This window comes from Kamptonema sp. PCC 6506, from assembly GCF_000180455.1.
Lineage (GTDB): Bacteria > Cyanobacteriota > Cyanobacteriia > Cyanobacteriales > Microcoleaceae > Kamptonema > Kamptonema formosum.
Genome location: NZ_CACA01000107.1, coordinates 25,233 through 39,310, shown reverse-complemented (window position 1 = coordinate 39,310; position 14,078 = coordinate 25,233). Strand labels below are relative to the sequence as shown.

Below are 14,078 nucleotides of genomic sequence, written 5' to 3'. Positions count from 1 at the left end.
ACTTAGAACTGTAATTATTAAATAGGATGATATTAATTAAAACAGCCATCGCACTCGGTAGCAACCTGGGAGACTCCCTCGCTACCATTAAATCAGCCATCAAAACTCTGGATAAAACCCCAGGAATTAGCGTAAAATCGTACTCAAGCTGCTATCAAACCGCAGCAGTAGGGCCCCCACAGCCTGATTATATTAACGCCTGTGCAATACTCGAAGTTGAGTTAGAAGCGCAAGAATTACTAGCAACTCTATTGGAAATTGAAGCTAAATTTGGTCGTCAACGCCGCGAAAAATGGGGCCCAAGAACCCTAGACCTCGATTTACTATTATACGATAATCTAATACTAGAAACTCCGCCACTGGTGCTGCCTCACCCTGGGATGATAGAAAGAGCGTTTGTATTAGTACCTTTGGCAGAAATTGCTCCCGATTGGGTGCATCCAGTAACGGGAAGTACGATCGCACAACTGGTAAATAGTGTAGACTGTTCAGAAGTACGAAAATTAATATCGTAGATATTACCCAATACTTGAGGTATTAGTTATGGAAGAATTGCTAATGCTCAAAGACTTACTGTTGCAAGGCGATATTCCAGCGGCATTAGTCATAGTCGATGAACTTGAAGAAATGAGCCGAGACGACAAAATTAATAACATTCGTAGCTATGCCAAGATTCTGCTGCTACACTTAATTAAACAGCAGGCAGAACATCGTACTACGCGCTCTTGGGATATTTCAATTCGCAATAGTGTTCGCGAAATTCAGGAAAAAAATAAGCGTCGTAAAGCAGGGGGGTATTATTTAATGCCAGAAGAATTGCGCTCTATTTTAGAAGTTGCTTACATAATGGCAATTGATGCTGCATCATTGGAAGTAAGAGAAGGACAATATGAGGCGGAAGAATTGGAAGTAATGGTCAACCGAGAAGAAATTATCGATCGAGCCTTGGCTTTAATATCGTAGATATTACCCAATACTTGAGGTACTAATTATGGAAGAATTGCTAATGCTCAAAGACCTACTATTGCAAGGCGATATTCCAGCAGCATTAGTCATAGTCGATGAACTCGAAGAGATGAGCAGAAAAGACATAATTAATAACATTCGTAGCTATGCCAAAATTTTGCTGCTACACTTAATAAAGCAACAAGCTGAAAATCGCACGACTCGCTCTTGGGATCGATCGATTCGTAACTGTACTTGGGAAATTCAAGAACTTAATAAGCGACCAAAAGCAGCAGGTTATTACCTGCCAATACTAGAATTACGCTCAATTCTAGAAGTGACATACTCAAGAGCAATTGATGATGCGTCAGGAGAAGTAAGAGAAGGACAATATGAGCCGGAAGAATTGGCAGCGATGGTTAACCGAGAAGAAATTATCGATCGGGCCTTGGCTTTAATATCACCAGAGAGTTAAAATTAAACAATCACCATTAAAAATTTCCATGAAAATTGTTGAAGAACTACCACAAATTATCAAACAACGGCTATTTTATCAAGGTCGCAAATTTAGCTTTGATGTCAATCGCCTCCGGCTCCCCAATGGTTCCGAAGGCGAATGGGAATGTATTCGCCACCCAGGAGGCGCTTTAGCAGTACCCGTCACCCCTGAAGGCAAACTTGTCTTATTGCGACAATATCGATTTGCAACTCAAGGGAGGATTTTAGAATTCCCAGCAGGTACGATTGAACCTAATGAAGATCCCGCAGAAACTATCAAGCGCGAAATAGAAGAAGAAACGGGATATCGCGCTCATAAATGGCAAAAATTAGGGCAATTTTTTCTCGCTCCTGGTTATTCAGATGAAATTATTTATGCCTTTTTAGCACAAGATTTAGAACTACTGGAAAAACCGCCAGAACAGGATGATGATGAGGATATAGAAGTCGTTTTATTCACGCCTCAAGAATTAGAAGCTGCCATTTTAGCAGGTGAACCCGTCGATGCTAAATCAATTTCTAGCTTTTTCCTGGCTCGCCCATTTTTGAACTAAAAACCTAGAGGTTTTATTAAATATATGCTGCTAGAATTAGCGATTGGCGATGCTTACGGCGCTGGCTTTGAATTTGCTGACCAGCAGATAATTGAATCCTACAATAATCTCAGCAGCTACATACAGCATCCCCGTCACAATATCCAACCGGGATGCTACACAGATGATACCCAGATGAGTTTAGCAATTGCTGAAACTATCGTCGGTAAAGAACCTTGGACACCGGAAGTTTTAGCTAGTAAATTTATTGTCGCTTTTAATCGCGATCGCAGAGTGGGTTATGCCAGTAAATTTTACAATTTTTTACTGGAAGTTCAAGACGGAAAGGATTTCTTAGCCAGAATTTACTCCACTAGCGATAAAAGTGGTGCGGCGATGCGGGCCGCTCCCATTGGCATATTTCCTACTGTAGAAAAAGTGATCGAAGCTACAACCATTCAAGCTGCAATTACTCACAATACTCCAGATGGAATTAATGCAGCTAGAGCCGCAGCTTTAATGTCGCATTACTTTATCTATAGGCTAGGTTCAAAGGTAGATTTAGGAAAGTTTCTGGAAACTCACGTATCTGGTGAATGGTCAAAACCTTGGGAAGGAGAAGTTAAAACAAAAGGTTTAATCTGCGTCCGAGCCGCGATTACTGCGGTCATGCGAAATGATAGCATGAGCGAACTCCTTAAAGATTGTATTGCCTTTTCTGGAGATGTAGATACTGTAGCTGCTATTGCCTTAGCAGCAGGTTCATGCAGCCAAGAAATTGCCCAAGACATTCCCGAACATCTGATAGAAAACTTAGAAAATTTCTCCTATGGTAAAGATTATATTATCGAACTAGAGCGGCAATTGATGAGTTTAGTGGAGCAATAAAGGATGTCTGATTTAATTCTATTTTGGCATCGGCGTGACTTGCGAATTTCTGATAATATCGGATTAGCAGCAGCACGTCATTTAAGTCAAAAAGTAGTTGGGATTTTTTGCCTAGATTTCAATATTTTACAGCGCGATGATGTGGCACCAGCCAGAGTAGCTTACATGATTGGATGCTTGCAGGAACTTCAACGTCGCTATCTCGAAGCTGGCAGTCAATTATTGATACTTCAAGCTGAACCTACCCAAGGAATACCAAAATTAGCAATAGCTTTGCAGGCAAAGGCTGTATTCTGGAATTTAGATGTTGAGCCATATTCAAGAGAGCGCGATGATGCTGTTTCAAACGCACTTAAACAAGCAGGAATTAAGGTTGAAAACTTTTGGGATCAACTACTGCACGCGCCAGATGAAATTCGTACTGGCATGGGTACAAAGTACACAGTTTATACTCCATTTTGGAAAAATTGGGTTAGCAAACCCAAAGCAGAACCTGTTGATACATTGCCGATTATGTCTCTGGAACAGTTAACAGGATTAACCGCAAAAGAACAAGAAATAGCTAAGTTATCTGGTACAATTAGATTGCCAAGTGCGAAAGAATTAGGATTTGTTTGGAATGCTCCTTTAATTATAGAACCAGGGGAAGATGGAGCACAAGAAAAGTTAGATGATTTTTGCGATCGTGCCATCTACGACTATGATAAACAGCGCAACTTTCCGGCGCTTGACGGCACATCTCAACTCAGTGCGGCTCTTAAGTTTGGAGCAATTGGTATCCGTACTGTTTGGCAAGCTACTGTTACAGTTATGGAAAAATGCCATACTGAAGCAGCGCGGATAAATATCCAGACTTGGCAACAGGAACTCGCTTGGCGAGAATTTTATCAACACGCCATGTATAACTTCCCAGAATTAGCTAATGGTGCTTATCGAGAGGCGTTTAAAGACTTTCCTTGGGATAACAATCAAGAACTTTTCCAAGCTTGGTGTGAAGGGAAAACAGGCTATCCAATTATTGATGCTGCTATGCGTCAAATGAATCAAACTGGGTGGATGCACAACCGCTGTCGGATGATAGTTGCTAGTTTCTTGACCAAAGATTTAATTATTAACTGGCAGTGGGGCGAAAAATACTTTATGCAGAACTTAATTGATGGCGACCTTTCTGCTAATAATGGAGGATGGCAGTGGAGTGCATCTAGTGGCATGGACCCGAAGCCCCTGCGAATTTTCAATCCATTTACCCAAGGGCAAAAATTCGATCCAAAAAGTGAATATATCCGGAAATGGGTTCCAGAATTGCGTTGGATAGATACAGCTTCTTTGCTAGCTGGGAAAATCACGCCGATAGAGCGGCGCAGCATTGGCTATCCTGAGCCGATTGTGGATCATAATCAGCAGCAGCGAAGGTTTAAGGAACTTTATAAGCAACAAAAAATAGTTGAGTAAATTCTTGATTTTTGGTGTACAATATGTAAATTCATGCCAACTCGATTGGTAATGCTAGAGATACCAATCCCTAGAATGTTGCAAAAAGTAGAGGAAAAATTTACCTTTGCTGAAGCGATTGCCTCTGAATTAATATCCTGACGTTTTTAATGAGATTTTCTGATTGTGCAGTTAACTGAATCAAATAAACCTGTAATCGCCTTTGTTGCCTTGCTAATCGGCGTATTTGCTATCTCCCTTGCGGCTACTTTTGTTAAGTTTAGCCGTTACGAACTTAGTTCATACGCCATTGCCTCTAATCGCTTACTTATATCGGCGATTGTATTTGGCTTGTGCAATGGTGGTATTACTGCATTTCAGCGTCTTTCTCCTAAAGAAACAGTGGAATCAGAGTTATATACAGCTAAAACTCTGGGGATGTTAGTGATAGCAGGAGTCCTCTGGCTGGCAGCTCTTGCTGCGGTTTTTTGGGCACAATCCCAGACAAGTATTGCAATTGCTACTTTACTTCACAACCTTGCACCTATTTTCACCAGCTTGGGAGCATGGTGGTTTTTAGGCAAGACATTTGAGCGTAAATTTGTATTGGGTATGATGATTGCAATCGTGGGAGTGGGAGCGATTGGATGGCAGGAAATGCAAATTGATGCAATTAGGGTGCAGGGAGATTTTGCGGCTCTTCTATCGGCGGTGTTTTTGTCAGGATATCTGATGATTATGGAACAGATTCGTACTCAGCTATCTCCTGTGACGATGCAAATGTGGATTTGTGGTATTGGGGCGTTTGTAAGTTTACCTGTACTGCTGTTAACTCAAAGTCCGGCTTTTCCTCACTCGTTTAATACTTGGTTGATGATTCTCGCTTTAGCCTGCATTTGTCAAGGTTTAGGGCATGGATTATTAACCTTTAGTCTTGACACTTTATCGTCAGTGGTTGTCGCTTTAGTTCATCTACTCGAACCTGTTTTTGCAGGGATGTTGGCTTGGATTATTTTCTCAGAAAAGCTCGGTTTTTCGAGTTGGATTGGCTTTACGATCGTGCTTTTAGGATTGTATCTAGCGATTATGAGTCAAACAACTAACGATATGTTACAAAGCGAATTGGAAGAACCTGTTCAGAATTAGAGTTTCTTCGTTTTTAGTCATTAAGTGAGATGCACCCATTCCATTCACTTAGGCTTCACAAAGCCCAAGCTACAGAAACTACAGTACAACAAAAGTATTTGCAGTTAAATCGCTTGTAGCAGCCCCTTGAACGATACCTAAATAGTTGGTGCCGAGTTTAATAGCCGTAGCACTGACAGCAGCTCCTCCATTCAGATTCAAGCTTACAGCTTCAAAGGTGAGGCTGCCAAATGTATTGCCGTCAGTTAGACCAATTCTGTCCCCAGCAGTAAAGTCTACAATCACATCTGCATCTGCTAAGCGGGCTGCCGCCGCTTGCCCTCCAGCTAAGATAAATGTATCGCGTCCATTGCCACCCGTGAGGATGTCTTGACCGCGATCGCCACCCAGCAAGTCGTCGCCGTTACCGCCATTGAGGACATCATTTTCTTTACCGCCCCGGATATTGTCATTGCCATCTGCTCCAGTGAGAGTATCGTTGTCATTACTGCCGAATATCTGGTCATCGCCAGCACCGCCGTCAATCTGATCCGACTCTTTACCACCGGACAAACTGTCGCTTCCTGCCCCTCCGTCGATTGTATCGGCTCCTTGCATTCCGTTAATGTTATCAATGCCTTCTGTCCCGGTAATATTGTCGCTGCCAGATAGCGCCAATATTTGTTTGCCCGCAGCAGCAGGGGGAAGTGATGACAGCAAAATATTGTCACTATTGTCTGATAAGTTGTAAAACTGACCGTTAACAGTGTTTGCTGGTTGTCCAGTAGGATTGCCTGGGGCGGGGGCATTGATTGCAGGTGCCGCGATCGCTACAGGCGTACCGAGAGTTCCCGTTGGAGTTGGTGTCGGAGTTCCCGTTGGAGTTGGTGATGGGGTTGGAATTGGAGTTGGTGACGGAGTTCCGGTTGGAATTGGTGACGGAGTTGGAATTGGTGCCGGAGTTGGTGACGGAGTTCCCGTTGTCGGAGTTGGTGACGGCGTTGGAACTTGAATTGGTGACGGAGTTGGTACGGGAACGGGGGTGTCGCCACTCCGGGGAATCAACGTGACGGTACCTTGGGGAACGCTGACCTGTAGGCTGTAATCAGCAGAGGGAACTGTGAATGCAGTGTTGCTAGTGACGCGGATTCTGTAGTTAGTATTTGCTTGGCGCGGGACTCCAGTAAGCTGCGCGTTCAAACCGCCGCCGCCGTTATCATCCCCGGCAAGAACATTGCCATCATCAGCGTTGACGACTTCCACATAAGGGTCAAAGCCACCTGTGGTGCTGCTTAGAGCAATGTTGAGAGGTTGGCCCACCAAGGAGGTAGTTACTAGAAATTCATCAGCAAGTGTGCTTTTGGTGTTGTCAGTGGGAACGGGAAAAGTAAAGTCTTTGCTGCCCTCCAATTTACCAGTTAATGTAACGGCAGGGGTTCCCGTTAGAGGAGTACCGCTGAAGTTGCTACCTCTCGGAACTAAACTAACATCGCCCACAGGAATGCTGACCTGTAAATTGTAAGGATGAGCAGGTGGCTCGGCGGGCAATGGGTCATAGCTGGTAACGCGAACTTTGTACTTAATGCCGCCGGCAATTGTGAAAGAACCAGGAGTGCTCGGATTGTCACCAGGACCAGGACCGTCGTTAGGCTGACCGGGTGCAATCACTGAGTTGAAATTGACATTATCAGTATCGTCTGAATCAGCAATGATCTGACCCGTCTCGGCATTTATAACTTCTAGGAAAGTGTCATATTTCGTTGGATCTGTAGCCGTAAGAGAAAGCGTGACAGGTTGCCCGATCGCAGATGTATTTAAGTCATATTCATCAGCCCGCGTGAAGCCGAAACTGGGAGCTGGAAAAATAATGTCATCTTTATCGAGTTGAGCAGTTTTTGTATCAGTATTTGCCATTGGAGTTGACCTCAAAATTAAAGTTAGAACAGAATGATGTTTCAATTGCCATAACCCAGCATCGATACTGTTGAAAATTGCAGTAATTTGTCTATCAATTTGCAGGCAACTATAAATAGACAAGCTGACCTACAGCAGTAAAGATATTGCTACAGTTTCTGCGCGAATCACCCGTCGTGCAGCTATGCTGAAATCTGGAACTAGATGCTAGTTGTATAAGCTCTCTTTCCTACTATTTAAAGTTACGATAGATGTCCTTAAGCAGTCATTACCGAAAACTGCAACTTAGATTTCAGAAAAGTGAAGCGATCGCTTCACAAAACTATATACTTACAGCCACTCACCCTGAAGTACAAAAGCCGCCCAATAATAAGGTGAACTCCATTGTGGTATCTGCGACATCTCCACCTGTGCTTGTCTCAAAGCCGCCGCAGGCGTTAACTTTTCCTGCAACATTCCCCGATAAAATCGCTTCATTAACTCTGCTGTTGCTTGGTCGTCAACCTTCCACAAACTCACCAGCACTCGCGCCGCACCTGCATACATAAACCCCCGCGTTAGTCCAATAATTCCTTCACCTTTAACTTCCTGACCTTGACCTGTTTGACACGCACTCAAAACAACTAACTCTGCGGGTAAATGTAGATTAAAAATATCGCTCAGTCGCAAAAAACCATTCTGCGGTATTCCTTGTTCATCTACTAAGGACATGACAATTCCTGATAATTCTGGACGCGCAGTATTAAGAATACCGTGCGTAGCAAAATGAATAATGCGATATTGAGCTAAATTTGGGTTAATTGCACTGGTTTTATTAGCCTGAAAATCTAAAAATTGGATTCTTTCTGCTTCAGGAACTAAAGCCATAATTGCCTCAGCTTCGATGCGGGTTCCTGAAAGTCGTGTTAGTTTTATGCCTGCGTCTCGGAGAGCATCTTTTAATTCTACTTGTGTAATTGGCAGATTTTCTAAATTGGGTATGATATCATTATTTGAATTAACTGTATTGCGATCGAGCCGTCCATCGTTTTTACCAAATACCGGATCGGCAAGTACCGCTATAGTCTTAGGTGCAAGTTGCCGCCCTCTGACTTGATTTCTTAATACAGCTAATGTGGATGCTGAAGGTAAATTAACAATTTCATGCTGCATCATCAATGGCACAAAAGTATTTTGAGTTTGAGATTCTCTGGGAATTACTAAAGCACTAAAAGGTATGGTTTGTAATCTTCCATCAGCAACGATCGCTAATCTTTTATTTTCTAGTTGTTTAGCAACAGGTTTCAGCAAAATTTGACTGAGAATATCTACAGCTAAAACACCCTGGGCAGGGCGCATTCTGATTGGTACTAATTCTTCTTGCTGAAAACGTTGCACAGCTTTTTCAATATCTGCCTGTTTAGGTAACTCATAACTGTTAATACTTGTTTTTGTAACTGCCCAAAGATAGCTCCGTTCTTCTCCCAATGAGTATTCTAAAAGTATGGTATTTTCATCAAGTAAAGTTGATTGAATTTCTGATAAAGTTAGAGGTTGTGGTTGAGTAATAGCCGCATAACTAGGACTTGTAGCTTTAATCTCGGCTTTGATTTCTTCATATTGTTGATAAAGTTTAAAAAGTTCTGTTTCTAAAGCGGTTATTTGTTCGGGCGTAGGCTGGCTATCTAACAGTTCAACTTGACGTTTTTCTAGTTCATTAATTTGCTTGCCGATCGCGCTTTCTCGTTCCAGCAACTCTGTGTTAGCACTACTACGAATATCTGCTTTAGCTTCAGCAAGTAATTCTAAAAGACTGCGAGCGCGGGAACGTTCGCTGGCGTGAAGCGCTTTAGCATCATACCCTGCTGATGGATTATTTTTATGCAATTTCATTAATAGATCGATATAAAATTCGTATCTATCTTCCCTCATAGAAAAGAAAGATGTGCGGAGATTTTGACTAGAAACGCTAGTTCGCAAATCCTCAGTAATTTTAATAGAACTTTCCATTTTAATTAAAGATTCTGCAAGATTATTTTGCGCGCCCTCAATTCGAGCAATTTCATAAAGGTTATCAGCTTCACCATAGCGATCGCGCGTTGCTTTTGTGACTGATAATGATTGATTTAAAGTATCTAAAGCCTGTTGAGGCTTGTCCATTGAATTGTAAAGCCGACCCATCTCGGACAGCACAATACCTTCATCAATTCGTTCCCCCAACTCTCTATATATCGACACTGATTTTTCGTAAAATCTTAATGCTTTTTGTAGCTCTTCAAATTCCCAATAAACTTCCCCCAAATGACGATAAACTCTAGCTAACTCCAAACTATTTCCTAATTCTTGATAAAGCTTTTCCGCTGTCATTAGTGCATCTAGCGCTTGTTGTTTTTTGCCCAAAGCTTCATAAACTTGACTAATATAGATAGAAGCACGAGCTTCTCCAGATTTATAGCCGACTTGCCTTGCAACTTCTATTGCTTGCTTATAGTAATTCAGAGCTTGTTCATTATTTCCTAACCCATAATAAGCCCAAGCTAATAGGGATAAAGTGACAGATTCACCCCTGCGATCGCCTGCTTTTTGATAAACCTTTAACGCCTGTTCGTATAATTCTATTCCTTTTTGTCTAGCACCTAAAAAGAAATAGTGAATCCAGCCCATATTAGAGAAAGTTAATCCAACTCCAGCCGTATCCCCTACTTGCTGATAAAGTCGCTGTGCTGCCTCTAAATAATCTAAAACTTTTTGCCTTTCTCCAAATACGTTGTAAAGCATTCCTAAATCGTGCAAAGTTCTAGCCTGTAAAAGAACTTCACCTAATTCTGCAAAAATTGGTACTGCTTGATTGTAGTAGACTAAAGCTTGTTCTGCCTCCCCTAAAGACTGGTAAAGTCTCCCAATCTTTTTTAGAATTGCCGCTAACTGTAAACGAACCTCACGTGCTGAAGCTTCACTAGCTGGTAAGTTTTTGTAAATTTGAAGTGCTTCTAAATATTTCTCAATTGCCAGTCGTTTCGATACGGCTGTTCCTTGTCCTTCCTGTGTTAGTTTCTCTGCTTCTGCCACAGCTTTCTCTGCTGCGAGGCGATCGGTATTAGCTTGAGTTATTACTGATTGTTGAGGAGTAGCCAACATTGAGCTAGACAACAAGAAAATGCTAAAAAATACACTTAACCCAAGCTGTAAAGTTTTCATATTGAACCATTTATTAAGGAATTGATGTATTGGCTGGTTCTGTTATTTCTACTAAAGTAAGATTTTTCAATAATCCATAAATAATATCTTTTTCTCCTAATCGCAGAGCTTCGCCTAGTGCGTCATACCATAAACCTGCTTCCGCCAAAATATCTACATTGGCACGAGCATCGCGAACAAAACGGACTTGTGCAGGCATTGTAACTACATCTATTTCTGCCATTGTAACTAAATCATTAGCTGGTCGATCGGGTTGACATAAGATTACTATTTGCCATAAATACCTCTTACCTACGTCAAGACCAGGTTTGTTTTCAGGTAGGGATAGAGTCATAATTCCATACTGACTTTGCATCTGAAATTGCTGTTGCAGTTGGGGTTCGTCGTTAGCATCATATTTATACAGCCTAAATTCCATCGGTAAGGGTTGGGAGTTGAAGACAAACCAAGCAAAGGTAGGACGAGTAGAAGCGGTTTGTCCAACGTGCTTTTGAGGAGCTAGTAGCTTTAAAGATGTTTCTGGGTTACTTTCACATCCACCTCTACCACCTGTAGTTGTTGTCCGACCACTTGGCGGACGCTGACCGCTAGGAGGCTTATATTCAGCGAGAGCGATGGTTGTTGATGCTAAGAACAAGCTAGCGATACAGATAGTAGCTAGCTGGCAAACGATGTAAGTTTTTATCATAATTTATGATACTGTTTTTATTAAAATTTTCATCACCTTTTTTTGGGTATAGGCCAAGTTAATTCACACAGAGTACCTTGAGTAGGTAAAGGCGATCGCGTAAATTTTCCTTTCAATTGTCGAGCTAAATCTCTAGATTGCTGTGTTCCTCTGCCTTCTGATACAGAGTCTACACCTTTCCCATTATCTGTAATCCTAAGTATGTGAGACCCTTGTTGACAAGTACAAGTGACATTCAAGCGAGTTACCCCTGTGGCATATTTACCTACGTTACACAAAGCTTCTTCTAAAAATCTACACAATCCCCGCTTTTGCTCAATAGTTAAGTGTTCCGCGTCGAGGGGGTCAAAAGTACGGACTTTGATCTTAAGAGTTTTAAAGCAAGGGAAGTTTCGCTCTAAGGTTTTAGTATAAACTTCATAGAGGATTTCATGGATTGGTGCTTGCAAGTCTATTTCTATATCTTGTCCTAAATAGAAGCTCTCCCTTTGAATTAAGGTTTCCCGCTTCATCAACTCATAGACCGCACGTAATTCTTGGTTGAGATGTTCTAGTTCCGATCTCAGTTGATTGGATGGTAAATTTTGTTCTCTTGCTTTTCTCATAAGTTGAGCAAGAGTTTGTAATGGGCCATTGTGAATTGTATCAAAGGTGCGTTCTATAATCTGTTGACGCTGTTTAATTTGTGACTTCAAATTTCGGTCATATTGATAAAAAGCAGCTAGACCAATACCATTTAAAAATAAGACGAATAGGGCTGGTACTACTGGTATCCACCATCCCCAAATTATAGATAAGTAGCTAACTCCAATTAGTACCAGGCTGGCGGCACTAATATTCAAAAGATTCTTTAAAGGAGACTGAATCAAGCAACTAGAACTAATCCCGATCGTTCCCCATGCAAATATCCACAAGTATTCCCAAGCATCTGACCATGTTTGCAAAAGAGGACGTTTTTCTTTGACTGCACTAATGATTTGGCTAATAGCATGAGCTTGAATTTCTACGCCGTAAACTTGACCAGAGCCAGGATTTTGTGATGGAATAGCAGATGTATTGATGATATCTTTGGTACTAGGGGCAGTCATGCCAATGAGGGCAATGCGATCGCGCAACCAATTAGGATTAAATTTGCCTGTTTTAATATCATTAAGAGTCAAAGTCCGAAATCGTTCTCGACCGCTGCGAAAATTGATTAATATTTGTACTCCACCAGCATCAGCACTTACATATCCCCCAGAATTTGGTAAAAAGCGAGGTAGTTCAGTATCACCAAACCTCATTGATTCTGGATCTTTTATTCCATTTTCTAGGGTAATGCCTTCACTGGCTAAATAAGCTGCTGCTAGACGTAGAGACAAAGAAAATTTATAACCCTTCGCAGTTGGCGTTGAAAGTAAGCTACACCTAAGATGGTTATCTGCATCTAATATCGCATCAGCAAAACCAATTTGTTCAGGTGACAATGTTGGTGGCGGATCGATTGACTCTGGCAATACTTTTTCAATTGCAATTATGTTTTTAATTTTCTTAAATGTAGCTACTAATTCAGCATGACCAGGTGCAACTGGTAAATCTCTGATAATATCAATACCAATTAATCTAGGTTGGTATGTATGTAATATTTTCAGCAATTCTGCCAACTCTCGATCCGGGAGGGGATAGTTGCCTGCACTTTTAATATCTGCTTCATTAATACCAATAATAACAATTTTTTCATCAAGGGTTTCTTCAGGACGTAGGCGAAGAAAGTTATCTAAAAATTGCCATTCTAAATATTGCAGAGAACCGCTGAATCGAGCTAAAATTACGAGTAGAATTATGACTATTGCTGGCACTGTATCTACGAGCCATTTAGCCATTTCAACTTTAAATTTTTGCCATTTTCTAATTGTCAATTGACTAATCTATTAATCCTTCTTCTCTAGCTCGCATTTCAGTTTGAATGCGGATATTCTTCTCTTGTTCAGGATAAATTCCCAGAACGTCTTGCACTTTAGTCCAGTAGTGACGCACCATCCGTTCAGATACATACATTCGTTTCGCGATCGCCTTATCTTGCAATCCTTCTTCAAATGCTAAAGTCAGTAAAGTTAGCCATTCTGGTTTAACTTCTAATCCACTTTGTATTGCTTTAATATCTTTAGTATGAGTCAATCCCTGTAGTGCCCAATCCACGCGGTTTAACATTTCCTGACTAGAAAGACTTTTATCAGCGACGGCGAAGCCCCCTTTATGAGCATCAATATTAGGTTTAATCCTGACTAAAGCTTTAATATAGGTGCTTTGCACTATCAGATTGAGGGTAGGATAGTTCTTGAATAGAATCCTAAGCAGTTGAATACCTGTATCAATTTTAGCAGATTCTCCTGTTTTTTCTGGAATAGAAAGATCCATAACCACAAGGTCTGGTTTGGCTTTCTCCACTTGCTCGATAGCCATCTGCGCTGTTTGTACTGTGAGGATTTCGCTTTGTGGATAATGCCGTCTTAGCAGGTTAAGCGTTCCATCTAGGAGTAATTCATGGTCATCAATTACAACAAATTTTAGCTTGGTAGGTGCTGGTAAATCTTGGCTCATTAATCCCACCGTTACGCCTACAAAAATGCGATCGCACTCAAGGGATATTGCATAAAGGCAATATTGGGCGCGATCGAACTATCAAAATGATGTTAGAATGACGTTAAAATAAGGTTCACCACAACGCCGTCTTACCTCAGCTTTTGACCTGGTTAAACCAGGTGGGCACCTCAGCTCAGTCTTAAAGTTTCCGGGTACAAGCCCGGTATACTGCTGACGAAACAAATAGGCTCCCGTAATGTTTAGAGTTATAGATCAAAAAAACATTATCGGCAGTCACCAACGTCGTAGCAAACCTG

Annotated in this window: 12 protein-coding genes and 1 other RNA gene; 7 read left to right on the top strand and 6 right to left on the bottom strand. The window is 41.5% G+C overall.

Going from position 1 to position 14,078, the window contains the following annotated elements; genetic code table 11:
• The first annotated feature begins 26 nt into the window (after positions 1-26).
• The 7 genes from folK to OSCI_RS06510 all read left to right on the top strand — a co-directional run bounded on the left by folK (position 27) and on the right by OSCI_RS06510 (position 5,441).
• Positions 27-515: a 2-amino-4-hydroxy-6-hydroxymethyldihydropteridine diphosphokinase gene (gene folK, locus OSCI_RS06540; protein WP_007354093.1), complete on the top strand. Its 489-nt coding sequence runs from the start codon at positions 27-29 to the stop codon at positions 513-515.
• Between the two features lie 28 nt (positions 516-543).
• The gene (locus OSCI_RS06535; RefSeq protein ID WP_007354092.1) at positions 544-963 is read left to right on the top strand and encodes a DUF29 family protein; all 420 of its coding nucleotides are present in this window, start codon (positions 544-546) and stop codon (positions 961-963) included.
• 28 nt (positions 964-991) lie between these two features.
• Positions 992-1,420 carry a DUF29 family protein gene (locus OSCI_RS06530; RefSeq protein ID WP_007354091.1) on the top strand — a complete coding sequence of 143 codons (429 nt, stop codon included), beginning with the start codon at positions 992-994 and terminating at the stop codon, positions 1,418-1,420.
• A 28-nt stretch (positions 1,421-1,448) separates the two neighbouring features.
• Positions 1,449-1,997: an NUDIX hydrolase gene (locus OSCI_RS06525; RefSeq protein ID WP_007354090.1), complete on the top strand. Its 549-nt coding sequence runs from the start codon at positions 1,449-1,451 to the stop codon at positions 1,995-1,997.
• Positions 1,998-2,021: 24 nt separating this feature from the next.
• Positions 2,022-2,864 carry an ADP-ribosylglycohydrolase family protein gene (locus OSCI_RS06520; protein ID WP_007354089.1) on the top strand — a complete coding sequence of 281 codons (843 nt, stop codon included), beginning with the start codon at positions 2,022-2,024 and terminating at the stop codon, positions 2,862-2,864.
• Between the two features lie 3 nt (positions 2,865-2,867).
• Positions 2,868-4,316 carry an FAD-binding domain-containing protein gene (locus OSCI_RS06515; protein ID WP_007354088.1) on the top strand — a complete coding sequence of 483 codons (1,449 nt, stop codon included), beginning with the start codon at positions 2,868-2,870 and terminating at the stop codon, positions 4,314-4,316.
• Positions 4,317-4,481: 165 nt separating this feature from the next.
• Positions 4,482-5,441: a DMT family transporter gene (locus OSCI_RS06510; RefSeq protein WP_007354087.1), complete on the top strand. Its 960-nt coding sequence runs from the start codon at positions 4,482-4,484 to the stop codon at positions 5,439-5,441.
• Between the two features lie 78 nt (positions 5,442-5,519).
• Here the strand turns inward: OSCI_RS06510 and OSCI_RS06505 are convergent, their stop codons facing one another.
• From OSCI_RS06505 to ssrS, 6 genes are all read right to left on the bottom strand, one after another.
• Entirely contained in the window at positions 5,520-7,334 is a 1,815-nt protein-coding gene (locus tag OSCI_RS06505) for a calcium-binding protein (RefSeq protein WP_007354086.1), read from the bottom strand.
• A gap of 330 nt (positions 7,335-7,664) precedes the next feature.
• The gene (locus OSCI_RS06500; RefSeq protein WP_019487069.1) at positions 7,665-10,511 is read right to left on the bottom strand and encodes a CHAT domain-containing protein; all 2,847 of its coding nucleotides are present in this window, start codon (positions 10,509-10,511) and stop codon (positions 7,665-7,667) included.
• A 13-nt stretch (positions 10,512-10,524) separates the two neighbouring features.
• Entirely contained in the window at positions 10,525-11,199 is a 675-nt protein-coding gene (locus tag OSCI_RS06495) for a DUF928 domain-containing protein (RefSeq protein ID WP_007354084.1), read from the bottom strand.
• 32 nt (positions 11,200-11,231) lie between these two features.
• Positions 11,232-13,061, bottom strand: a complete 1,830-nt coding sequence (locus OSCI_RS06490) for a CHASE2 domain-containing protein (RefSeq protein WP_007354083.1) — start codon at positions 13,059-13,061, stop codon at positions 11,232-11,234.
• 40 nt (positions 13,062-13,101) lie between these two features.
• The gene (locus OSCI_RS06485) at positions 13,102-13,779 is read right to left on the bottom strand and encodes a response regulator transcription factor (RefSeq protein WP_007354082.1); all 678 of its coding nucleotides are present in this window, start codon (positions 13,777-13,779) and stop codon (positions 13,102-13,104) included.
• A gap of 111 nt (positions 13,780-13,890) precedes the next feature.
• Positions 13,891-14,076, bottom strand: a non-coding RNA gene (gene ssrS / locus OSCI_RS27825) — 6S RNA.
• Positions 14,077-14,078: the final 2 nt, after the last annotated feature.